Annotated in this window: 19 protein-coding genes; 9 read left to right on the top strand and 10 right to left on the bottom strand. The window is 54.7% G+C overall.

From position 1 onward, the window contains the following. Positions 1 to 4 precede the first annotated feature (4 nt). The 3 genes from focA to pflA all read left to right on the top strand — a co-directional run bounded on the left by focA (position 5) and on the right by pflA (position 4,140). Positions 5 to 862: a formate transporter FocA gene (gene focA / locus IAE27_RS15680; protein WP_004100685.1), complete on the top strand. Its 858-nt coding sequence runs from the start codon at positions 5 to 7 to the stop codon at positions 860 to 862. 51 nt (positions 863 to 913) lie between these two features. Then, the gene (gene pflB, locus IAE27_RS15685) at positions 914 to 3,196 is read left to right on the top strand and encodes a formate C-acetyltransferase (RefSeq protein WP_016808066.1); all 2,283 of its coding nucleotides are present in this window, start codon (positions 914 to 916) and stop codon (positions 3,194 to 3,196) included. A 203-nt stretch (positions 3,197 to 3,399) separates the two neighbouring features. Beyond that, entirely contained in the window at positions 3,400 to 4,140 is a 741-nt protein-coding gene (gene pflA / locus IAE27_RS15690) for a pyruvate formate lyase 1-activating protein (protein ID WP_004100682.1), read from the top strand. Between the two features lie 56 nt (positions 4,141 to 4,196). Here the strand turns inward: pflA and IAE27_RS15695 are convergent, their stop codons facing one another. Next, positions 4,197 to 5,054 (bottom strand): MurR/RpiR family transcriptional regulator, encoded by an 858-nt coding sequence (locus tag IAE27_RS15695; protein WP_004111873.1) that lies wholly within the window; start codon positions 5,052 to 5,054, stop codon positions 4,197 to 4,199. Between the two features lie 122 nt (positions 5,055 to 5,176). Here IAE27_RS15695 and IAE27_RS15700 point away from each other — a divergent pair, with 122 nt between their 5' ends. The 5 genes from IAE27_RS15700 to IAE27_RS15720 are packed head-to-tail and all read left to right on the top strand — an operon-like array spanning position 5,177 to position 8,947. Further along, complete coding sequence (locus tag IAE27_RS15700) at positions 5,177 to 5,452, top strand: PTS sugar transporter subunit IIB (protein WP_004100672.1); 276 nt, start codon at positions 5,177 to 5,179, stop codon at positions 5,450 to 5,452. 17 nt (positions 5,453 to 5,469) lie between these two features. Continuing rightward, entirely contained in the window at positions 5,470 to 6,735 is a 1,266-nt protein-coding gene (locus tag IAE27_RS15705) for a PTS ascorbate transporter subunit IIC (RefSeq protein WP_004100670.1), read from the top strand. Between the two features lie 12 nt (positions 6,736 to 6,747). After that, positions 6,748 to 7,545, top strand: coding sequence for a transketolase (locus IAE27_RS15710; RefSeq protein ID WP_016808068.1), 798 nt, complete (start codon positions 6,748 to 6,750; stop codon positions 7,543 to 7,545). After that, entirely contained in the window at positions 7,545 to 8,456 is a 912-nt protein-coding gene (locus IAE27_RS15715) for a transketolase family protein (RefSeq protein ID WP_135800093.1), read from the top strand. The genes IAE27_RS15710 and IAE27_RS15715 overlap by 1 nt, the downstream gene beginning before the upstream one ends. Before the next feature lie 53 nt (positions 8,457 to 8,509). Further along, complete coding sequence (locus tag IAE27_RS15720) at positions 8,510 to 8,947, top strand: PTS sugar transporter subunit IIA (protein WP_070557443.1); 438 nt, start codon at positions 8,510 to 8,512, stop codon at positions 8,945 to 8,947. Positions 8,948 to 8,986: 39 nt separating this feature from the next. Here the strand turns inward: IAE27_RS15720 and IAE27_RS15725 are convergent, their stop codons facing one another. After that, on the bottom strand, positions 8,987 to 10,135 hold the full coding sequence (locus IAE27_RS15725; RefSeq protein WP_004111869.1) for an MFS transporter: 1,149 nt from the start codon (positions 10,133 to 10,135) through the stop codon (positions 8,987 to 8,989). Between the two features lie 11 nt (positions 10,136 to 10,146). On the opposite strand from IAE27_RS15725, the gene IAE27_RS15730 reads away from it, so the two are divergent. Beyond that, positions 10,147 to 10,353, top strand: a complete 207-nt coding sequence (locus IAE27_RS15730) for a hypothetical protein (protein WP_123830269.1) — start codon at positions 10,147 to 10,149, stop codon at positions 10,351 to 10,353. 56 nt (positions 10,354 to 10,409) lie between these two features. Here IAE27_RS15730 and IAE27_RS15735 read toward each other — a convergent pair whose 3' ends face one another. The 8 genes from IAE27_RS15735 to lrp form a co-directional block, all read right to left on the bottom strand. Further along, complete coding sequence (locus tag IAE27_RS15735) at positions 10,410 to 11,273, bottom strand: dimethyl sulfoxide reductase anchor subunit family protein (protein ID WP_004100660.1); 864 nt, start codon at positions 11,271 to 11,273, stop codon at positions 10,410 to 10,412. A gap of 1 nt (position 11,274) precedes the next feature. After that, on the bottom strand, positions 11,275 to 11,892 hold the full coding sequence (locus IAE27_RS15740) for a DMSO/selenate family reductase complex B subunit (RefSeq protein ID WP_004100653.1): 618 nt from the start codon (positions 11,890 to 11,892) through the stop codon (positions 11,275 to 11,277). Positions 11,893 to 11,902: 10 nt separating this feature from the next. Further along, positions 11,903 to 14,341 (bottom strand): dimethylsulfoxide reductase subunit A, encoded by a 2,439-nt coding sequence (gene dmsA / locus IAE27_RS15745; RefSeq protein ID WP_004100651.1) that lies wholly within the window; start codon positions 14,339 to 14,341, stop codon positions 11,903 to 11,905. 200 nt (positions 14,342 to 14,541) lie between these two features. Then, on the bottom strand, positions 14,542 to 15,834 hold the full coding sequence (gene serS, locus IAE27_RS15750; protein ID WP_004111863.1) for a serine--tRNA ligase: 1,293 nt from the start codon (positions 15,832 to 15,834) through the stop codon (positions 14,542 to 14,544). A gap of 90 nt (positions 15,835 to 15,924) precedes the next feature. Then, positions 15,925 to 17,268, bottom strand: coding sequence for a replication-associated recombination protein RarA (gene rarA, locus IAE27_RS15755; protein ID WP_004100647.1), 1,344 nt, complete (start codon positions 17,266 to 17,268; stop codon positions 15,925 to 15,927). A gap of 8 nt (positions 17,269 to 17,276) precedes the next feature. Then, the gene (gene lolA / locus IAE27_RS15760) at positions 17,277 to 17,888 is read right to left on the bottom strand and encodes an outer membrane lipoprotein chaperone LolA (RefSeq protein ID WP_004100642.1); all 612 of its coding nucleotides are present in this window, start codon (positions 17,886 to 17,888) and stop codon (positions 17,277 to 17,279) included. Between the two features lie 119 nt (positions 17,889 to 18,007). Beyond that, the gene (ftsK, locus tag IAE27_RS15765; protein WP_142475406.1) at positions 18,008 to 22,174 is read right to left on the bottom strand and encodes a DNA translocase FtsK; all 4,167 of its coding nucleotides are present in this window, start codon (positions 22,172 to 22,174) and stop codon (positions 18,008 to 18,010) included. A 135-nt stretch (positions 22,175 to 22,309) separates the two neighbouring features. Beyond that, positions 22,310 to 22,804, bottom strand: a complete 495-nt coding sequence (lrp, locus tag IAE27_RS15770; protein WP_002439523.1) for a leucine-responsive transcriptional regulator Lrp — start codon at positions 22,802 to 22,804, stop codon at positions 22,310 to 22,312. Positions 22,805 to 22,927 lie beyond the last annotated feature (123 nt).

The following is a 22,927-nucleotide window of genomic DNA, read 5'->3' on the forward strand; positions in this document are numbered from 1 at the left end:
TAGTGTGAAAGCTGACAACCCTTTTGATCTTTTACTCCCTGCTGCCATGGCGAAAGTCGCCGAAGAAGCAGGTGTCTATAAAGCGACAAAACATCCGATAAAGACGTTTTATCTGGCTATCACCGCAGGTGTCTTCATCTCTATCGCTTTTGTTTTCTATATTACCGCGACAACCGGCACGGCCGGGATGCCATTCGGGGTTGCCAAACTGATTGGAGGCATCTGCTTCTCACTGGGTTTGATTCTCTGCGTTATATGCGGTGCCGACCTGTTTACTTCAACCGTTCTTATCGTTGTGGCGAAAGCCAGCGGAAGAATAACATGGGGTCAGCTGGCTAAAAACTGGCTAAACGTCTATGTTGGTAACCTGGTTGGTTGCTTACTCTTTGTATTGCTGATGTGGCTTTCAGGCGAATATATGACTGCCAACGGTCAATGGGGACTTAACGTTCTGCAAACCGCCGACCACAAAATGCACCATACTTTTATTGAAGCTGTGTGCCTGGGTATCCTGGCAAACCTGATGGTCTGCCTTGCGGTATGGATGAGCTACTCCGGCCGTAGCCTGATGGATAAAGCCATGATTATGGTTTTACCGGTGGCAATGTTTGTTGCCAGCGGGTTTGAGCACAGTATCGCGAACATGTTTATGATCCCGCTGGGTATCGTCATTCGCGACTTTGCGAGCCCGGAATTCTGGACCGCAGTTGGTTCAACTCCGGAAAGTTTCTCTCACCTGACCGTCATGAACTTCATCACTGATAACCTGATTCCGGTAACAATCGGGAACATCATCGGCGGTGGTCTGCTGGTTGGGTTGACATACTGGGTCATTTACCTGCGTGGCGACAACCATCACTAAGGGTTGTTTCAGGCAGTAAATAAAAAATCCACTTAAGAAGGTAGGTGTTACATGTCCGAGCTTAATGAAAAGTTAGCCACAGCCTGGGAAGGTTTTGCGAAAGGTGACTGGCAGAACGAAGTCAACGTCCGCGACTTCATCCAGAAAAACTATACCCCGTACGAAGGTGACGAGTCCTTCCTGGCTGGCGCAACTGAAGCGACCACCAAGCTGTGGGACACCGTAATGGAAGGCGTTAAACAGGAAAACCGCACTCACGCGCCTGTTGATTTTGACACTTCCCTTGCGTCCACCATCACCTCTCATGACGCTGGCTACATCGAGAAAGGTCTCGAGAAAATCGTTGGTCTGCAGACTGAAGCGCCGCTGAAACGTGCGATTATCCCGTTCGGTGGTATCAAAATGGTAGAAGGTTCCTGCAAAGCGTACAATCGCGAGCTGGACCCAATGCTGAAGAAAATCTTCACTGAATACCGTAAAACCCACAACCAGGGCGTGTTTGACGTTTACACCAAAGACATCCTGAACTGCCGTAAATCTGGCGTTCTGACCGGTCTGCCGGATGCCTATGGTCGTGGTCGTATCATCGGTGACTACCGTCGCGTTGCGCTGTACGGTATCGACTTCCTGATGAAAGACAAATACGCTCAGTTCGTCTCTCTGCAAGACAAACTGGAAAGCGGTGAAGATCTGGAAGCAACCATCCGTCTGCGTGAAGAAATCTCTGAGCAGCACCGTGCGCTGGGTCAGATCAAAGAAATGGCGGCGAAATATGGCTGCGATATCTCTGGTCCTGCTACCAACGCTCAGGAAGCTATCCAGTGGACCTACTTTGGTTACCTGGCTGCCGTTAAATCTCAGAACGGCGCGGCAATGTCCTTCGGTCGTACCTCCAGCTTCCTGGACATCTTCATCGAACGTGACCTGAAAGCGGGTAAAATCACCGAGCAAGACGCTCAGGAAATGATTGACCACCTGGTCATGAAACTGCGTATGGTTCGTTTCCTGCGTACTCCAGAATATGATGAACTGTTCTCCGGTGACCCGATTTGGGCAACTGAATCCATCGGCGGTATGGGCGTTGACGGCCGTACTCTGGTAACCAAAAACAGCTTCCGTTTCCTGAACACCCTGTACACCATGGGGCCGTCTCCGGAGCCGAACATCACCATTCTGTGGTCTGAAAAACTGCCGCTGAGCTTCAAAAAATTCGCTGCAAAAGTGTCCATCGATACCTCTTCTCTGCAGTATGAGAACGATGACCTGATGCGCCCAGACTTCAACAACGATGACTACGCTATCGCTTGCTGCGTAAGCCCGATGGTTGTTGGTAAGCAAATGCAGTTCTTCGGTGCTCGCGCTAACCTCGCGAAAACCATGCTGTACGCAATCAACGGCGGCGTTGATGAAAAACTGAAAATGCAGGTTGGTCCTAAATCTGAACCGATCAAAGGCGACGTTCTGAACTTCGATGAAGTGATGGACCGCATGGATCACTTCATGGACTGGCTGGCTAAACAGTACGTCACTGCGCTGAACATCATCCACTACATGCACGACAAGTACAGCTACGAAGCCTCCCTGATGGCGCTGCACGACCGTGATGTTATCCGCACTATGGCATGTGGTATCGCAGGTCTGTCCGTTGCTGCTGACTCCCTGTCTGCAATCAAATATGCGAAAGTTAAACCGATTCGTGATGAAAACGGTCTGGCTGTCGACTTCGAAATCGAAGGCGAATACCCGCAGTTTGGTAACAACGACTCTCGCGTCGATGATATGGCCGTTGACCTGGTTGAACGTTTCATGAAGAAAATTCAGAAACTGCACACCTACCGTAACGCTATCCCGACTCAGTCCGTTCTGACCATCACCTCTAACGTTGTGTATGGTAAGAAAACTGGTAACACCCCAGACGGTCGTCGCGCTGGCGCTCCGTTCGGACCAGGTGCTAACCCGATGCACGGCCGTGACCAGAAAGGTGCAGTTGCCTCTCTGACCTCCGTTGCTAAACTGCCGTTTGCTTACGCGAAAGATGGTATCTCTTATACCTTCTCTATCGTTCCGAACGCGCTGGGTAAAGACGACGAAGTTCGTAAAACTAACCTCGCAGGCCTGATGGATGGTTACTTCCACCACGAAGCGTCCATCGAAGGCGGTCAGCACCTGAACGTCAACGTCATGAACCGCGAAATGCTGCTCGACGCGATGGAAAACCCGGAAAAATATCCGCAGCTGACCATCCGCGTATCCGGTTATGCAGTACGTTTTAACTCCCTGACTAAAGAACAGCAGCAGGACGTTATTACTCGTACCTTCACTCAGACCATGTAATGGTATTGACTGAAATCGTACTGTAAAAAGCGTACAATAAAGGCTCCACGCAAGTGGGGCCTTTTTAGCAATACCTTCCTGTCCCAGTCTCTTTTGTCCGCTGTCTATACTTTATGGATAACAGCCAAAACAGACTTAACACAGCCGGTTTGAGCTGTGCATGCACAGGCCCCGGACGGGCCGAATCTGGAGATATCACCGCAATGTCAACAATTGGTCGCATTCACTCCTTTGAATCCTGTGGCACCGTCGATGGCCCGGGGATCCGCTTTATCACTTTCTTCCAGGGCTGCCTGATGCGCTGCCTCTATTGCCACAACCGCGATACCTGGGATACCCACGGCGGTAAAGAGATTACCGTTGAAGAGCTGATGAAAGAGGTGGTGACCTATCGCCACTTTATGAACGCTTCCGGCGGCGGCGTAACGGCATCCGGCGGCGAAGCCATTCTGCAGGCCGAATTTGTTCGCGACTGGTTCCGCGCCTGTAAGAAAGAAGGTATTCATACCTGTCTCGACACTAACGGCTTTGTGCGCCGTTACGATCCGGTTATCGATGAACTGCTTGAGGTGACCGATCTGGTGATGCTCGATCTCAAGCAAATGAATGATGAAATTCACCAGAACCTGGTTGGCGTCTCTAACCATCGGACGCTGGAGTTTGCCCGCTATCTGTCAAACAAAAACATCAAAGTCTGGATCCGCTACGTGGTGGTCCCTGGCTGGTCCGACGATGATGATTCCGCGCATCGCCTGGGTGAGTTTACCCGCGATATGGGCAACGTCGAGAAAATTGAACTGCTGCCGTATCATGAGCTGGGCAAACATAAATGGGTGGCCATGGGCGAAGAGTACAAGCTGGATGGCGTCCATCCGCCTAAAAAAGAGACCATGGAACGCGTGAAGGGAATTCTGGAACAGTACGGTCATAAAGTGATGTACTAAATTTCCCCACCCGGTAGCGCAAGCGCTACCGGGTTTTTGCCAAACTATGATAAGCATCAGGACATAAAGTATTCCGACAGCTTATTTGCCACGCTTTCAATAGAGAAAATGCGCTTCTGATGCGCTTTACGGTATTCCGCATAGCGTTCATCCTGCTCTTCCAGCGCGCTGAGGATCCGGTCGGCCACCATCATGGCGCCGGCAATTTCCGCAAATCCTGACTCCCCCTCCCCCTGTAAAGCCACCGCCGCCTGAAGATTCCAGTCAGATAAGCGGGCTAACGGCGCGAACGTCCCCCGCGTCAGCGACAATATTTTCACGCCCTGCTGCTTTGCCAGGGACAGGGACTGCATCATATCCGCCGAGGCCTGTTCAGTATGCACGACGATAATGCCGGTTTTTTGGTTATCAGCCAGCAACGGCATCGCCGCCGGATAAGAGCGATCGACAAAGCTGGCCGCCTTACCCATATTGATTAAATTCATTTGCAGGAATAACGCGACCGGCACTGCCGTGCCCACGGCATAGATAGCAATGCTGTTCAGGGCGTTAAGCCAGTCAGCTGCGGCTTTCAGCTCCTGGTTATCCACGATAGCATTACTGTCGCGAATGCTCGCCAGCACCGGCGCAATCTCTTCGTTCTCGTTGATACCGTTGTCTTCCGAACGCGCGGCGCCCTGCTCCATCGCCAGCGCAGTTCTGAAATCCGAGAAACCTTTAAATCCGAATGCCCGACAAAAACGGGTGATACTCCCTTCACTGGTATCAATGGAGTCGGCCAGTTCTGAAATCGTGTGACGCATCACAAAGTCAGGATTTTCCGTAATAAAACGGCCAACTTTCTCCAGTATCGGGCTTAGCCCTGAAGCTCCATTTCTTATGCTTATCAACAAGTTATTGTCTATCTGGCTCATGTTTTGCCTTATTTGCTCAAAATGCAAACACAGTCACATCTTTCGTCCTGCCGCAAAGATAATAATTATTATCTCACACAAACAAATAAAAATAATTATTTTTACAAACAGGAGAACATCGAATGAAAGGTCTCATAGTCTGTCGTACCGGTATGGGCAGCTCCTTAATGCTCAAAATAAAAGCACAAAAAATCATCGACAAACACGGCTGGGATATCGAGCTGGAACACGACGTCCTCTCAGGCTTACGCACCTGGCGAGATATTGATTTTGTCATCACTATGCGCGATCTCACCGATGAAGTCGAAGCCGCCGGATTCAGAGCTGTCGGCATCACCGACCTGATGAACAGTGAAGAGATGGAATCTGCGCTCACCGACATCGTTCAAAGCAACTAACCTCTCCCGGAGGCAATATGGATTTCCTCAGATTTATTGTATTCGACATTCTGGGCGTAACCCCACTTTTAGTTGGCTTTATTGCATTAATCGGCCTGTTAATCCAACGCAAGCCGATTGAAAAAGTGCTTTCCGGCACTTTTAAAACCATCGTCGGCTTTCTGGTATTCGCCGGCGGCGCTGGTCTGGCGGTGACTTCCCTGGGTAACTTTCAGACCTTATTCAGCGATGGTTTTGGCCTGAAGGGCGTAATGCCGCTGGCTGAAGCGCTAACCGGACTGGCGCAAACCAAATTCGCCATGTGCGTTTCGCTGATTATGGTGATTGGTTTTGCCTGGAACCTGTTCTTTGCCCGCGTAACGCCGTTTAAATACATCTTTCTTACCGGGCAACATAACCTGTATCTCTCCGCGCTGCTTACCGTGACGCTAAAGGCGCTGGGCTACAGCGACATGACAACCATTATTGTCGGCTCGGTGCTGCTGGGGCTCGCCGCCTGCCTCTATCCGGCTATTGCGCAACCGTGGATGCGAAAAATTACCGGTAACGATGAGATCGCCATGGGGCACTACGTCACGCTGGCCTATGCCGCCTCCGGCTGGATCGGTTCTAAAGTCGGCGATCCTAAACAATCTACCGAAAAGCTGAATCTCCCCGGTTGGCTGGGGATCTTCAAAGATTACATTGTTTCAGTATCGATCTCGGTGAGTATTTTCTATTACATCGCCGCGCTCGCGGCCGGAAAAGCTGCGGTCACCGCAGCGGCCGGCGGCATGCACTGGCTGGTTTACCCGCTCTTTCAGTCGCTGACCTTTACCGCTTCTCTGTACATCATCATTACCGGCGTGCGCCTGCTGCTGTCAGAAATTGTTCCGGCCTTTCTCGGCATCTCGGAGAAGTTTATTCCTAATGCCAAACCCGCGCTCGACTGCCCGGTCGTCTTTCCCTACGCTCCAACCGCCACGGTTCTCGGATTTATCTCGTCTTTTGTCGGCGGGCTGGTGGTGATGGGTTTGCTGGCGATCCTCGGACAAACCGTCATTATCCCGGTCGCTATTCCCTACTTCTTCATCGGCGCCACCGCTGCGGTATTTGGTAATGCCTCCGGCGGCTGGAAAGGCGCGATTGCCGGAAGCTTCATCACCGGGATCCTGATCGGTATTGGCCCTGCGCTGATTTACCCGATTATGGAGTCCGTCGGTCTTTCAGGCACCAGCTTCCCGGAAACTGACTTCGTTGCCCTGGGTCTGGTCGTGTACTACATCGGTAAAATGCTGCCCTAAGAAGGAAAGAACATGAACATTGATGAACTGAAATCCCATGCGCTTGCCGCTCGCCGCGAGATAGTCACCATGATTTACGAATCCGGGATTGGCCATCCGGGCGGGGCATTGTCGATAATCGACATTCTTACCTGGCTCTATTATCAGGAAGTCGATTTGCAAGCCTCCCCGCGCTCGCGCGTGGTGATGAGTAAAGGCCACGCCGTCGCCGCGCAGTACGCCATGCTCTATCAAAAAGGAAAGATCGATCGCAGCGAGTTCCATACGTTCCGGCAGATCAACTCGCGCCTGCAGGGACACCCAAGCATTAAATCACTACCGGAGGTCGATGCCACAACCGGTCTGCTGGGTCAGGGGCTGTCGATTGCTTTTGGTATGGCGGCCGCCAAAAAGCGGCGCAACGATCCGCACCGGGTCTTTGCCATCGTTGGCGATGGCGAAATGCATGAAGGCCAAATCTGGGAAACCTTACAGCAGGCTGGTCACATGAAAATGGATAATCTGGTCGCCATCTTCGATTACAACGGCTTCTCTTCCCACGACCCCGTTAATGAAGTCGTTAATCTCGAGCCGCTGGCGGACAAAATCCGCAGCTTTGGCTGGCATGTACTGGAGCTGCACGATGGCAATGATATGCATCAGGTTGCCGATACCCTGATGCTATCCCGCCATCTGAAAGGCAAGCCGGTCGCCATCGTGGCGCACACGACGAAAGGTTCCGGCGTCAGCTATATGGAAAACAACGGTGACTGGCACTCAAAAACCCCGAGCAAAGAACAATTTCAGCAGGCAATGGAGGAGTTACAGTGATGAAAGCACCCCGTGATGAGATCGGTAAAGCCCTGATTGCGCTAAAAGAAAAAGGCTATCCCGTCGTTGTTATCGACAGTGATTTAGCCAGCTCTACCCGTACTGACCAGTTTCAGGCCATCTATCCTGAGGCCTTTTTCGAAATGGGCATTGCGGAAGGCTCCGCCATGAGTTTCGCGGTCGGCCAGGCGCTGGAAGGCTTTATGCCCTTCTATGTTAACTTTGCCATGTTCGTCACCGGCACCGCCTGGACCCAGCTGCGGCAGGCCTGCTACGCCAAAGCCAATATAAAACTCGTCGGTAGCCATCCCGGTATGGATGATGGACCTGACGGCGCTTCTCATCATGCGCTGGAGGACTTAGCGCTGACCCGCGTCCTTCCGGGATTAACCATCCTGACGCCAGCAGATGCGGAAGAAATCGCCGAGGCCTTCGAGCAGGCGGCAAAAATAAAGGGGCCCGTTTATATCCGCGTTGCCCGCGAACCGATGCCGGTTCGCGACAAAAGCGTCGTGCCGCGGGTGAGCGATATCGCCGCCATCGCCGACAGCGGCAATGATTTTGCGATTCTTTTTGAAGGGACGGTTCTGGAGCAGGCCACCGAGGGTTATGAAAAGTTGGTCGCCAGCGGCAAAAAGGGCAAGCTGATTCACGTCGCAACCCTTAAGCCCTTTAATCAGCAAGAATTTTATCGGCTGGTTAATGATTGTCCACTTATCGCTACGCTTGAAAATCATACCGTCAACGGCGGCCTCGGCGGGCTGATCGCGGAAACCCTGACGCAAAAGGCGCATCCGGCGCGCCTTACGCGGCTGGGAACGCAGGATACCTTTACCGAATCGGGTAACAGCAGACAGTTAAAAGCCAAATACGGCATTTCGGGAGAAGCGCTGTTTAATGCTCTACGCTAACCACCAGGCGAGCCGGTCAGATGGCGGTCGGCTCGCGCATAAAAGGAATGTGTATGGAAGAGACGCTGTTTTCCGCCTGTCAGTTCACCAGCCACTGCCTGAACTGGCGCAGCGCTGTTCAGCTCGCCTGCCGCCCGCTAGAGCAACAGGGGAAAATTACCGCCGGGTATGCCGGTGCGATTATCCACGCCACAGAGCAGGATGGCTCCTGGTATATACTGAGCCCGGGATTTGCGCTACCGCATGCGCGTCCGGAAGCGGGCGTGCTGAGCAAAAATAGCGCGCTTTCGCTGCTTTGCTGTAGCGAAGCCGTTGATTTTCCGGATCATCCCGGAATTCGGCTGATAGTCATACTGGCGGCGGCAGATAGCGAACAGCATATTCAGACGATCCAGCGGTTAGTCTGCTGGCTGGATGAGGGGGATAGACTTCAGCGATTCAGCACGGTGCAAAGCCAGACCGAGTTTGCCGCGCTTCTTGCTTCGCATTAAACCATAGCCAGGGCGTGACCTGGCTATGTTCTGCATAAATCAGGCGTGCGCCACCGGCGTAGGATGGTGGCCCGCTTTGCGCAGCAGCGTCAGCAGATAGATGAATGACACGCTGGCGATCATGATAAACAGCAGATTATCAGAGAAATTCTGCATCAGCATCGCGGTAAGGGTCGGCCCAAGCAGGCTACCCACGGTATAGCTCATTAAGAGCGCCTGGTTCATCGCCACCAGCTGATGACGCTCCACTTTTTCACAAGCCCAGGCCATAGCCACCGGATAGAGCGTAAAGCCGGATGCCCCCAGCACGAACAGCGCCGGCGCCATTGCGGCCTGGCTTAACATTGCCAGACAGCCGAGGATCACCACAAATACCTGAACGCGCAGGACCAGCAGACGCCCGTAGCGATCGGCAAGACGGCCAATCGGCCACTGCCCAACGATACCCGCGCTCACCATTACCGCCATCCAGAAGCCAATGCCGGAATCGCTAACGCCCTGGTGGTTAAGCCATAGCGGCATCAGGCCATACAGCGAACCGAGAACGATGCCGGAAATAATGCAGCCGTTGACCCCATGGCGGGCCTGACGCAGCCGTAGCATTGGCCAGATACGCGCCGGTTCATGCGGTTCATCGGCCTGAGTCGCCACGCGAGCAAACAGCAGCGGCAGGATGGCCGCCAGAGCCAGCGCCGTCACCCACGGCAGAACGCTCATCAGATCCGTCGGCAGTTTGCTGACCATTAGCTGGCCCAGTACCGTGCCGACATAATAAATCATCATATAGGCCGCCAGCAGTCGACCCCGGCTCCGCGAAGTGCCGCTACAGACCAGCGCGCTCTCAACCACCACCCAAATCATCGCGCAGCCGACGCCGGCGATAAAACGCCAGCTGAACCAGCTCCAGAAGCCAATAGTGATACCAAGACCCACGCAGCCCACGGCAAAAATAACCGATGCCAGGTAATAGCTGCGGTTAAATCCCAGACGCTTAATTACCCATCCGGCGAGCAACGTTCCCACCAGATTACCGGTAAAATAGGACGACCCCACCATTCCAACCTGCCAGGTCGGCATATTTTCATGGGCGAGCCAAAGCGGGACGAGCGTATTTAAAACCGCTATCGCCAGAGTCAACAGAAGCAGGCCACAGAGCAGCATTTGCACTGGCCGGGTGTAGATGGTCATGGATATAAACCGTGATGGAGTTCAGATTTCGTGCGCATCATGCCACTGCTGAAAACATTGTCAATCTACCTGAAATCAGGCCTGACGCGGTTTGCGGGGGAACGATTGAAGTTTTTTATCCAGCGGATCGTCAACAGAATAGTTATTTATATTATTCCATTGTTTTTATTAATTTATTAAAAAAAAGCGGTGGGAATATCAGTAGAAATATTTCATGAATCGACCGCACTTTTTATCGCGCCAGAAATCATAATTCTGGCGCGATAAAGGACGATTAGCTGGCGATTGCCATCCCGACGGTCATATGCAGGCCATAGAAGACGCCGCGGCCGATCGCTTCGCCAACCAGCACCAGCGCAAATGCCAGCCCCAGAAGCGGCAATGCGGGCTGATAGCCTTTGAGCTGCGGAGCAATCCAGCATACCAGCGCCAGCACCAGAGCCACCACGCGCCACGCCATCAGCGAACCATAGTTCGGCACCAGCGCCGAGGCCTGCTGGATAGAGCTATGGATTGTTGTCAGCTCCTGACCCTGCATCAGCACCACGGTCACGCTCACCACCAGCGCCAGCAGAGTCACCGCCGGCAGCAGGCGCATCGCCCAACCGTTGACGTCCGCAAAGCGCAGCAGCAGATATCCCAGCAGCGGACCGCCGATAAACATCGTCAGGAAGAAGCTCAGTGGCGTCCAGACCGTGTACCAGGTGGGCACCGTATCGATGGTGTTATAGACGCGGACCATCATCCAGACAAAGATTATCCCGAGCACCATGGTAATAACCAGCCAGAGGTGACGCAGTCCCGCGGGTAGCTTATTCACCACCGCCAGCAGCCAGCCAATGCCGCCGACGGCAAAGAACAGCGCACCGCTGGCGATTTCGTTGCTGAGCGATGAAGCCCCCACGCGATTAAGCGAGTTAAAAGCGCGCATCGGCGACCCAAGATGCAGAGTCGAGGCAATAAAACCTACGCCCATCAGCACCCACAGGCCAAACATACTTCGCACCACGCGCTGCTGCTGTTCACGCGTTAAATCGCCCTTTATTAGCGCCAGAGCCAGTACAATAAATCCGCCCACGACGCACTGACCCAAGACCGTGAAAATAATCAGCGGCCATTCATGCCATCCACTCCCCATCTCACACCTCCTTCGGGTTAGCCAGGTAGCCGGTGGTATCTCCACACGGTCGGCTGTTGGCATTAGGTTTAATCACAATGCTCGGCTTAGTGAAATGCGCCGAAGGCAGCGGCGCGACGGCAGCCAGCTGACCGTGTTTTTTACGCAGATCTTCAATCGGGCCGAAATCCAAGGCGCGCAGCGGGCAAGATTCCACACAAATCGGTTTTTTGCCGTCGGCGACGCGCTCGTGGCAGCCATCGCATTTGGTCATATGGCCTTTTGTCGCATTGTACTGCGGTGCGCCGTACGGGCAGGCCATATGACAGTAGCGACAGCCGATACAGACATCTTCATCGACGACAACAAAGCCATCTTCACGCTTGTGCATCGCTCCGCTAGGGCAAACTTTAGTGCAGGCAGGATCCTCACAATGGTTGCAGGCGATAGAGAGGTAATAGGCAAAGACGTTTTGCTGCCATACCCCGTTATCCTCCTGCCAGTCGCCGCCGGCGTATTCGTAGATACGACGGAAGCTGACTTCCGGCGTAAGGTTTTTATAGTCTTTACAAGCCAGTTCGCAGGTTTTGCAACCGGTGCAACGGGCGGAATCAATAAAAAAACCATATTGAGTTGTCATCGGTTACTCCTTACAGCTTTTCAACCTGGACGAGGTTGGTATGCGATGGATTGCCTTTCGCCAGCGGCGACGGGCGTTGGGTGGTCAGCACGTTGATGCTGCCAGCCTGATCCACGCGGCCTGCGTCCGGGTTATACCAGGCCCCCTCACCCAGCGCGACCACGCCAGGTATCATTCTCGGGGTCACTTTGGCTTCGATATGGACTTCACCACGATCGTTAAAGATGCGGATCCGATCGCCATTAGCGATGCCGCGCTTCTGCGCATCCAGCGGGTTGATCCACATCTCCTGACGGCAAGCCGCTTTCAGCACGTCAACGTTGCCGTAGGTGGAGTGCGTACGGGCTTTATAGTGAAAACCGGTGAGCTGCAGCGGATACTTTTCAGCCAGCGGATCGTCATAGTTTTCAAACCCAGGGCTGTAGATCGGTAGCGGGTCGATGACATCCTGTTCTTTAAGCTCCCAGGTCGCCGCAATTTCCGCCAGCTGCGCAGAGTAAATTTCAATTTTCCCTGACGGCGTCGTTAACGGATTGGCGGCGGGATCTTCACGGAAGGCTTTATAGGCAACGTGGTGACCTTCCGGATCGCGCTGCTTGAAGATTCCCTGCTTGCGGAATTCATCAAACGGCAGCAGTGCCGGGATCGCTTTACGGGATTGTTCATAGAGATGACGCAGCCACTCTTCCTGCGTGCGACCTTCGGTGAAGCGTTGCTCAACGCCCATGCGCTTCGCCAGTTCGCTGGTCATTTCATAAATGGTTTTGCACTCAAAGCGCGGCTTGATGGCCTGGTCGGCAAAAATCACGTAGGACATGTTGCCGCAGGAAGCATCCAGCGCAAAATCCATCTGCTCCGAGGCCGTACAGTCCGGCAGCAGAATATCGGCATATTTTGCTGAGGAGGTCATATGGCAATCAATGACCACAATCATTTCGCACTTCTTGTCATCCTGCAGGATGTCATGGGTACGGTTGATTTCTGAGTGCTGGTTGATAAGACAGTTACCAGCATAGTTCCAGACCATTTTGATAGGGACGTCAAGCTTATCTTTGCCGCGCACGCCGTCGCGCAGCGCGGTCATTTCCGTACCGCGCTCAATCGCATCGGTCCACATAAACATGGAAATACTGGTTTCCACCGGATTATCCAGCGTCGGCATGCGTTCAAAAGGCAGGGAGTAAGAACCTTCACGCGCGCCGGTGTTGCCGCCGTTAATCCCGACGTTACCGGTTAAGATCGCCAGCATTGAAATTGCACGGGATACCAGCTCACCGTTGGCATGACGCTGCGGGCCCCAGCCCTGAGAAATATAGGCAGGTTTAGCGCTGGCGATTTCGCGCGCCAGCTGCACGATACGCGCCTGGGGAATGCCGGTAATCGTCGCCGCCCACTCAGGGGTCTTCGCGATACCGTCTTTGCCCTGACCGAGAATATAGGCCTTATAGTGGCCATTGGCTGGCGCTCCTTCCGGCAGCGTTTTCTCGTCATAGCCTACGCAGTATTTATCGAGGAAAGGTTGATCAACAAGGTCTTCAGTAATCATCACCCACGCCAGCGCGGAGACCAGCGCGGCGTCGGTTCCTGGGCGAATCGGGATCCACTCGTCTTCGCGTCCGGCACCGGTGTCGGTATAGCGTGGATCGATAATAATCAGCCTGGCGTTGGATTTCTCCCGCGCCTGTTCCAGGTAATAGGTTACCCCGCCGCCGCTCATTCGGGTTTCCCCGGGGTTGTTGCCAAACAATACGACCAGCTTACTGTTTTCGATATCCGACGGGCTATTGCCATCGGCCCAGCCACCGTAGGTATAGTTCAGGCCAGCGGCAATTTGAGCGGTGGAGTAGTCGCCATAATGGTTGAGATAGCCGCCGCAGCAGTTCATCAGGCGGGCAATCAGGGTTTTTCCCGGTGGCCATGAGCGAGTCAAAGTTCCGCCGAGGGTACCCGTTCCATAGTTCAGATAGATAGACTCATTACCGTACTCTTTTATCAGGCGCTGCATATTGCTGGCGATAGTATCAAACGCTTCTTCCCAGCTGATGCGCTCGAATTTGCCCTCGCCGCGCTTGCCCACGCGCTTCATCGGATATTTCAGGCGGTCCGGGTTGTAGACGCGTCGACGCATCGAGCGGCCGCGCAGACAGGCGCGAACCTGATGCAGGCCGTCGTAGCTATCATCGCCGGTATTGTCTGTTTCAACATATTTGATCTCACCATCGACCACATGCATCCGCAGCGGACAGCGGCTACCGCAGTTAACCGTACAGGCGCTCCAGGTAACGGTTTCGCTGGTGGGACTCAGGCTATCCGCAGCGTGGGCAATGCGCGTGAAGGGTAAGGTAAAAGCGCTGCTGGCCATTGCCAGCCCGCCAATCGCCGTGGTTTTCATTAAACCACGCCGGCTCACCTCGGCAGCCAGTAAAGCATCGGGGGTTTTGGTTTTCATAGATACTCGCTTTGGTTGCTCACAATTAACTTAAAGCCGCTATATAGTTTGATATATAACGAAATTAGACTTTATTAGTTTTTTATGCTGGTTAATCCAAAGGGAGTATCTGCGTATTCGCGAAGTCGATTATTGCCCGGTATCAAGAAGGGGGTAAAAAAAAAGCGCCCGCAGGCGCTTTTGAGAAAAGAGTCGAAAAATCAGCCGATAAATTCAAGGCCGCGCATATACGGACGCAGCACTTCCGGAATTTCAATGCGGCCATCCGCCTGCTGATAGTTTTCCATCACCGCGACCAGCGTACGCCCAACCGCCAGGCCAGAACCGTTCAGCGTGTGTACGAGGCGAGTTTTCTTGTCAGACTTGCTGCGGCAGCGCGCCTGCATACGACGCGCCTGGAAATCCCACACGTTGGAGCAGGAAGAGATTTCACGATAGGTATTCTGCGCCGGTACCCACACTTCCAGATCGTAGGTTTTGCACGCGCTGAAGCCCATATCGCCAGTGCACAGAGCCACTTTACGATACGGCAGACCCAGCAGCTGCAGCACTTTCTCGGCGTGACCGGTCATCTCTTCCAGCGCGGCCATGGAATCTTCCGGACGCACAATCTGCACCATCTCAACTTTGTCGAACTGGTGCATGCGGATCAGACCACGGGTATCACGGCCGTAAGAGCCCGCCTCAGAGCGGAAGCACGGCGTATGGGCGGTCATTTTGATCGGCAGATCGTCTTCATCGATGATTTCATCGCGAACCAGGTTGGTCAGCGGGACTTCCGCCGTCGGGATCAGCGCATAGTTGCTGCTGTCGGCTTCTTCTTCCAGCGGGCGGGTATGGAACAGGTCGCCGGCAAATTTTGGTAGCTGACCAGTGCCGTACAGCGTGTCCTGGTTAACCAGATACGGAACATAGTTTTCGCTGTAACCGTGCTGTTCAGTATGCAGATCCAGCATAAACTGCGCCAGCGCGCGGTGCAGGCGTGCCAGCTGGCCCTTCATGACCACAAAACGAGAACCGGTCAGCTTCACGGCGGCGGCAAAATCCAGCCCTCCGTGCATTTCGCCCAGCGTGACGTGATCGCGAATGTCAAAATCGAACTCGCGCGGTGTCCCCCAGCGGCTGACTTCAACGTTATCGTTTTCATCGCGACCGGCCGGTACGTCATCATGCGGGATGTTTGGAATAGCCAGCGCAATATCGCGGATTTCCGCCAGCAGCGCGTCCAGCTCGGTCTTAGCGGCATCAAGCTGCTCACCGAGCTTGTTCACTTCCAGGCGTAATGGCTCAATATCTTCCCCGCGCGCTTTCGCCTGGCCAATGGATTTCGATCGGGAGTTACGCTCCGCCTGCAGGTTTTCAGTTTGAACCTGCAGAACTTTACGACGCTCTTCCAGAGCGCGAAGTTTATCTACATCCAGCTTAAAGCCCCGGCGTGCCAGTTTTTCTGCGACTGCGTCTGGCTCGGTACGCAGCAGATTGGGATCGAGCATGCTTATCCTGTGCTTATCGAATTAATAAAGAAAAATGGCCGCAGAGCGCGACCACGGAAATAGTGTGACAACCTTACCGCAACGCCTCAATTATCGGTAGCGTTTTATCGGGCTATTTTGATCCTGTTCGGTTAACCAGGCGAGCTTTTCGCCTATTTTGCCCTCCAGCCCCCGGTTTGTCGGCTGATAATAGCGAGTTTGCGCCATTTCCTCCGGGAAGTACTGCTCTCCGGCGGCATAAGCATTAGGTTCATCATGTGCATAGCGGTACGCCTGCCCGTAGCCCATCTCTTTCATCAGCTTCGTGGGGGCATTGCGCAAATGTACCGGGACGTCGTAATCGGGACGTTCGCGCGCGTCGGCCATTGCCGCTTTAAAGGCGGTGTAAACAGCGTTGCTTTTGGGCGCACAGGCAAGATAAACAATGGCCTGAGCAATGGCGCGTTCACCTTCCGCCGGTCCGACGCGGGTAAAGCAGTCCCAGGCGGAGATCGCAACCTGCATCGCGCGCGGATCGGCATTGCCTACATCTTCAGAGGCAATCGCCAGGCAGCGGCGGGCAACGTAGAGGGGATCGCCGCCGGCGGTAATAATCCGCGCGTACCAGTAGAGGGCGGCATCCGGCGCGCTTCCGCGGACCGATTTATGCAGCGCGGAGATTAAATCGTAAAAGCGATCGCCTTTGTTGTCGAAACGCGCGCTGCGCTCGCCGGCAATTTCGGTCAGCAGTTCAACCTGCAACACGCGATTGCCGGAGGCGTCGGTTTCAGCCATATCGGCCATCATTTCCAGCGTATTCAGCGCCCGGCGCGCATCACCGTTGACGAGGTCAGCGATGGCCTTGCGCGTCTCGTCCGGTAGTACAATATTTTGCCCACCGTAGCCGCGCGTTTTGTCGCTCATGGCCTGATTAAGCACCTGCTCGATATCGTCGCTGGTCAGCGACTTCAGCAGATAGACGCGCGCGCGGGATAGCAGTGCAGAATTGAGTTCAAAGGAAGGGTTTTCCGTCGTCGCGCCGATAAAGGTGATAGTTCCATCTTCGATATGCGGCAAAAAGGCATCCTGCTGGCTTTTATTAAACCGATGGACCTCATCGACAAACAGGATCGTGCGGCGACCCGCATTGCGGTTTTGACGCGCGCGTTCAATGGCCTCGCGGATCTCTTTCACTCCGGAGGTAACCGCTGAAATACGTTCAACGTCGGCGCTGGCGTAGCGCGCAATGACCTCAGCGAGGGTGGTTTTTCCCGTTCCCGGCGGCCCCCAGAGAATCATCGAGTGCAGGTGCCCGGCTTCAATCGCCCTCGGTAAGGGTTTACCCGGCGCCAGCAGGTGCTGCTGGCCAATGTACTGTGCTAAATTTTCTGGCCGCATACGGGCGGCCAGAGGTTGAAACGCGTTATCGGAAAAATCGAGCGACAGGTTGCTCACGTTCGCCTCTATTTACGTTGATCGTCCACCGTAACCCCTTGCGGCGGCGTAAAGGTGAACTTAGATGCATCCACGGCACCATTTTGTTGCGATTTCAGCTGATAGCTGCTGCGTTGATCGTCCTGTTCCACGGCGCTGAATTGATGAATCGTACCGTCACGACCCACATTGATGGTGAACTGCTTAAGATTACCGCTGCCGTTTTTCGGAGTCAGAACAAAATCGTCACCGTTCTGCTTAATGTTGTAGTTTTGCCAGTCGCTGGCCTGATTACGGGCAATCAGCATAAACGGCGTATTGCTGGTCGCGTCTTTTAACCAGGTGGCGGTTGCCTGCTCAACAAACGGATTGTAGAACCATAGCGTTTTGCCATCAGAAACCAGCACGCTTTCATCTGGCTGAGTCATGTGCCAGTTGAACAGATTTGGCCGCTTGACCCAGAGATCACCCTGCCCGTCCTGAACGGCATTACCGCTGCCGTCGGTGACCTTCTGCGTAAAACTGGAGTGGAAGCTGCTCACTTTATCAAGGCGGCTTTTTAAATCGCTAGCGGCATCCGCCCATACCTGGCTGACAACCAGACCGGACAGTAATGCACAGGTGATTGCGAGTTTTTTCATTATCATTCCTTTATGTGCGTCACTCCCGACGCGGGAGCCTCTTCTGCCAAATTTAGACCCGCTAACGGCGGCTAAACAGCAGAAAAGGCTGATTTTCACTTATTTACCCAGCTTAGCGGTTACTCGAAGGGCGGCGGAGCCAGCACTTCACGGTTACCGTTATGACCCTGCTCGCTCACAATACCCTGGGCTTCCATTTGCTCAATAATACGCGCGGCGCGGTTATAGCCAATGCGGAACTGACGCTGTACCCCAGAAATGGAGGCTTTGCGTTTTTCCGTCACAAAATTCACGGCCTGATCGAATAGCGGATCGAGCTCTTCCCCGCCATCGTAGCCACCGCCGCCGCCTTCGCTTTCGCTGTCGGAGGTGATGCCATCGACATACTGCGGACGACCGCGCGCTTTCCAGTCCTGAACGACAGCGTGAACTTCCTCGTCGCGCACAAAAGCGCCGTGCACGCGCACCGGAATCGTCGAGTTAGGCGCGGAGTAGAGCATATCGCCCATCCCCAGCAGAGATTCCGCACCGCCCTGATCGAGGATGGTACGCGAGTCAATTTTACTCGAGACGGTAAAGGCGATACGCGTCGGGATGTTGGCTTTGATGAGGCCGGTAATCACGTCAACCGAAGGGCGCTGAGTTGCCAGTACCAGGTGGATACCCGCGGCGCGCGCTTTCTGCGCCAGACGGGCGATCAGCTCTTCCACTTTCTTACCAACGGTCATCATCAGGTCGGCAAATTCATCGACCAGCACCACGATATAAGGCTCTTTTTTCAGTACCGGATGGGTTGCATCCATACTGTCGCCAGGCTTCCAGTACGGATCCGGAATTGGCCGTCCCATACGCGCGGCTTCGGCAATTTTCTCGTTGTAACCCGCCAGATTACGCACACCCAGCGCAGACATCAGCTTATACCGACGCTCCATCTCGTTAACGCTCCAGCGCAAAGCGTTGGCGGCGTCTTTCATATCCGTCACCACCTCGGTCAACAGATGCGGTATGCCTTCATAAACCGACAGCTCGAGCATTTTCGGGTCAATCATGATGAATTTCACATCTTCCGGCTGCGCTTTGTAAAGCATGCTCAGGATCATGGCGTTGACCCCAACAGACTTACCGGAACCGGTAGTACCAGCCACCAGCAGGTGCGGCATCTTCGCCAGGTCGGCGGTTACGGGTTCGCCCGCGATGTCTTTGCCGAGGACCACGGTGAGAGGTGAAGGATTGTCGCGGAATTTCGCGTTATCGAGCACTTCGCGCAGGTAAACGGTTTGCCGTTTTTTATTAGGCAGCTCCAGGCCAACGTAAGGCTTACCCGGAATAACTTCAACTACGCGCACCGCCGCTGTGGACAGGGAACGGGCCAAATCTCGCGACAGGTTGGAAATACGCGCTGCTTTCACACCCGGCGCCAGGTTAAGCTCAAAGCGAGTGATTACCGGGCCCGGTGAGTAGTTCACCACGTCGGCTTTAATGCGGAAATCGGCCAGACGAGCTTCAACCAGACGCGCCATCTGCTCAAGCGCAAAGGTATCAATCGGCTCAACTTCAGCCGGGGGCGGCGTAAGTAGGTCAAGAGACGGCAGCAGCGTCGTCGGCTTCTGCAACGGGCGACTGTCGCCATTGCGCATCAACAACGGATGAATGAGACTCTCCTGCGGCTGTGGAGCCGGCTGCTGCGGGGCGTGCCCCTGAGAAGCATGCTGCTGCGGATAGCTGCCAGCAGCCTGCTGCGGCATTTGCGGATGTTGAGCCGGCTGATGCTGCGCAGATTGATAAGCCTGGTGCTGCACATTTTGCGGTTGCTGAGGGGCGTGCTGATGCGGCATCGGCTGCGGCACGGGCTGCGAATGCTGGACCGGCTGCTGATACTGCGGAGCAGGCTGCTGCACTTCCGGCAATGGCGTGAAGACAGGCTCGCTCGGCGCATCGTCAACTAACGTTTTCATTGGCGAGAATTCATAGTCAGCCGCAGAGAACGGATGAGATCCCGGCGGCTGCTCGCTTGCGTAGCGCTGCTGTTGAGACGCGGCAAACTGACGAGCCAGCTCGGCTTCAGCAGCGGAATCGTCATCTGCAGTTTCATCTTCGGCAGCGTAGCTATCACCATAGCGCTGATTTTGCGCGGCGGCGAACTGACGCGCCAGCTCTCCCTGCTCGAGCTCTGCAACTTCCTCGTCAGACAGCGAATCATCATAGTGCTGATGCTCAGCCTGACGCGCGCGCTCTTCGGCTAACCGCTGCGAAGGCAGCTTGATCCCGTAGGAGGCAAGTTCCCGGCGGGTGGGAACCCGTACGCGATTTGGACGAGGCAATTTCGGGCCAATGCCTTCTTTTACCTGCGCGCGAGGACCGCCCGAAGCCGGGCTAAATAGCGGCGCAGCGCCGGATGCGGCAGAAGCGGTTGAGGCCGCGGCGGCGCTAGCTGCAGCCGCCCCCGTTGCCTGATGGACCCCGGCCGCCAGTGCGCTCACGGCGGCAACATCTCCCGCCGGTGAAGACGGAGGCGTGATGGGTTTTGTCGCCACCGGACTGACGGGTTCAGGAATCGGCTGATACCAGGCGGCAAGCTGCTCGCGTTCACGCGCGCGTTTCTCTTCTACTTCTTCAAAGTAATACATCGGCGGACGCTGAGGCTTCACCTCCTCTTGCGGGGGCTCAGGCTCAACGGGGGCAGCATAGGGATCGGGCTGGTGCACTGGCGCCTGTTCCGGCTGGTACGCATGCTGCGGCTGCGAGAACGGTTCCGGCTGATAAGCTGGCTGCTGCACCGGAGCCTGCTCCGGCTGGTACGCATGCTGCGGCTGCCATGCTGGTTCCGGATGATAAGCTGGCTGCTGCACCGGAGCCTGCTCCGGCTGGTACGCGTGCTGCGGCTGCCATGCCGGTTCCGGCTGATAAGCTGACTGCTGCACCGGAGCCTGTTCCGGCTGGTACGCATGCTGCGGCTGCGAGAACGGTTCCTGCTGATAAGCTGGCTGCTGCACCGGAGCCTGCTCCGGCTGATACACGTGCTGTGGCTGCAAGAACGGTTCCGGCTGATAAGCTGGCTGCTGCACCGGAGCCTGCTCCGGCTGATACGCGTGCTGCGGCTGCGCGATCGGTTCCGGCTGATAAGCTGGCTGCTGCACCGGAGACGGCTGCGGCTGGTACGCGTGCTGCGGCGGTGTCACTGGTTCGGGCTGATAGACTGGCTGAGCGTCGTACCCTGGCAGCGGTTCAGACCATGCCTGCGGAGCAGCGGTATCCTGCGCGGCCACTGCTACCGGATCGGCAATGCTATGGCCGTTCAACAGCGGATCGTATGGGTCAAAATCGCCAGGGCGTGCCGCGCTGACTCCGGAGAACAGAACGTCATCGGCATTGGCCGGACGCGCTGCGCTGGAACCAGAAAAGAGCACATCATCAGCGGCAACAGGCGCACCGCTGGCGCTATACTGAATCTCATCTTCCGCATCATCCATCCGCTTACCGGAGAACAGAGCGGCATCAGTTTTACGCCCCATCGGGTTAGCGAATTTTTCGGCCAGGCGCTGGCGGCGGGCTAAGGCGCTGCGTAGAATCCGCGCGCGTCGAGAACCCTGCGGCCTGGCGGGTTCATCATCTTCATATTCTTCTTCATCATCTTCATATTCCCCTTCATCAACCCAGGTGTCGTCACGACGGGTACGGTTGCTGGCAAACGTGAGAACAGAGAGAATCACACCGCCGATTTTTTCGGCAATGCTGACCCAGGACCAGCCGGTAAACAACGTCAATCCGGCCGCCCAGATGCAGAGCAGCGCGATTGTGCCGCCGCTGCTGTGCAGCAGAGGTTGCAGGGTGGTGCTCAGCAGACTGCCGATCACCCCGCCGGAGGCAAAGTACCAGATATCATCAGCGTTGATAGCCGCCAGCCCACAGGACGTGAGAATCAGCGCCAGCGCACCGATCAAACGCAGCGAGACGGCGAAATAATCGATGTACTCGTCGTTTTCCTGATGACGCCAGGCAAACCAGCAGCCGCCGATAATAATGACCGGAATGGTGTAAGCCATTACGCCAAAAATGAAAAATAGCGTATCGGCCAGCCATGCTCCGGGCGTACCGCCTATGTTATGAATAGGCTCGTGCCACGCCGTTTGCGACCAGCTAGGATCCGAGGGATTAAAGCTGAGTAAGGCCGCCATCAACCAGATGGCAAAAAGGGAGCAAAGAATGAGTAATGCCTCAAGGAGACGGCGCCCGCTACTCAGCTTTGTGAACTTGACTTCTTTGTCTTCGGTGTATTCCTGGCTCAAGAAAGGCTCTCCAGGTATCAGGCTGTTTCCTGCCTTCAGCTAAAACGGACAACAGTGCCGGGTCTCCCCGGCACTGTTGCTGTATGGATTAACAGGAGTGTAATCAAACTACGTCGATTTTGCACCTGTTCCGTGTTAGCGCGTCTTAATTACCAGACGATTACTTTGCTTGACTTCTTCCATTACCACATAGGTACGGGTGTCGTTTACGCCCGGCAGGCGCAGCAAGGTCTCGCCCAGTAGTTTACGATACGCAGACATATCCGGCACGCGGGTTTTCAACAGGTAATCGAAATCCCCGGAAACCAGATGACACTCTTGAATTTCTTCAAGTTTTTGCACAGCGGAGTTAAATTGCTCAAACACATCCGGCGCGCCACGATTCAGAGTAATCTCAACAAATACCAGAAGTGATGCATCCAGATAATGCGGGTTGAGCAGCGCTGTATAGCCCTGAATAAAACCCTGTCTTTCCAGTCGACGCACGCGCTCAAGGCAAGGCGTCGGAGAAAGTCCCACCCGTTTAGAAAGCTCGACGTTGGAAATACGCCCGTCTTTTTGCAATTCATTCAAAATATTACGATCAATGCGGTCGAGATCTTTGCCAGGGCGCTTCTTGCTATCTACCATTATTATTGTCTCTCTGTATTCCTTCCCTACTCCTGTTCCGACTCTGAGCCTTCACTGCCAGAGTCCATCCTGTCATTACCCTTACGACGATGGGTAACCCAGGGGTACGTGAGAAGCCCGTTG

The organism is Klebsiella sp. S69 (genome assembly GCF_016516145.1).
Classification (GTDB): Bacteria; Pseudomonadota; Gammaproteobacteria; order Enterobacterales; family Enterobacteriaceae; genus Klebsiella; species Klebsiella oxytoca.

Bases quoted from the DNA above. Each gene is read 5' to 3' on its own strand.
- IAE27_RS15710 (WP_016808068.1), top strand. From the start codon at position 6,748: ATGAACATTGATGAACTGAAATCCCATGCGCTTGCCGCTCGCCGCGAG.
- pflA (WP_004100682.1), top strand. From the start codon at position 3,400: ATGTCAACAATTGGTCGCATTCACTCCTTTGAATCCTGTGGCACCGTC.
- IAE27_RS15715 (WP_135800093.1), top strand. From the start codon at position 7,545: ATGAAAGCACCCCGTGATGAGATCGGTAAAGCCCTGATTGCGCTAAAA.
- pflB (WP_016808066.1), top strand. From the start codon at position 914: ATGTCCGAGCTTAATGAAAAGTTAGCCACAGCCTGGGAAGGTTTTGCG.
- serS (WP_004111863.1), bottom strand. From the start codon at position 15,834: ATGCTCGATCCCAATCTGCTGCGTACCGAGCCAGACGCAGTCGCAGAA.
- IAE27_RS15705 (WP_004100670.1), top strand. From the start codon at position 5,470: ATGGATTTCCTCAGATTTATTGTATTCGACATTCTGGGCGTAACCCCA.
- lrp (WP_002439523.1), bottom strand. From the start codon at position 22,804: ATGGTAGATAGCAAGAAGCGCCCTGGCAAAGATCTCGACCGCATTGAT.
- IAE27_RS15695 (WP_004111873.1), bottom strand. From the start codon at position 5,054: ATGAGCCAGATAGACAATAACTTGTTGATAAGCATAAGAAATGGAGCT.
- dmsA (WP_004100651.1), bottom strand. From the start codon at position 14,341: ATGAAAACCAAAACCCCCGATGCTTTACTGGCTGCCGAGGTGAGCCGG.
- IAE27_RS15700 (WP_004100672.1), top strand. From the start codon at position 5,177: ATGAAAGGTCTCATAGTCTGTCGTACCGGTATGGGCAGCTCCTTAATG.
- IAE27_RS15740 (WP_004100653.1), bottom strand. From the start codon at position 11,892: ATGACAACTCAATATGGTTTTTTTATTGATTCCGCCCGTTGCACCGGT.
- IAE27_RS15720 (WP_070557443.1), top strand. From the start codon at position 8,510: ATGGAAGAGACGCTGTTTTCCGCCTGTCAGTTCACCAGCCACTGCCTG.
- IAE27_RS15725 (WP_004111869.1), bottom strand. From the start codon at position 10,135: ATGACCATCTACACCCGGCCAGTGCAAATGCTGCTCTGTGGCCTGCTT.
- lolA (WP_004100642.1), bottom strand. From the start codon at position 17,888: ATGAAAAAACTCGCAATCACCTGTGCATTACTGTCCGGTCTGGTTGTC.
- IAE27_RS15735 (WP_004100660.1), bottom strand. From the start codon at position 11,273: ATGGGGAGTGGATGGCATGAATGGCCGCTGATTATTTTCACGGTCTTG.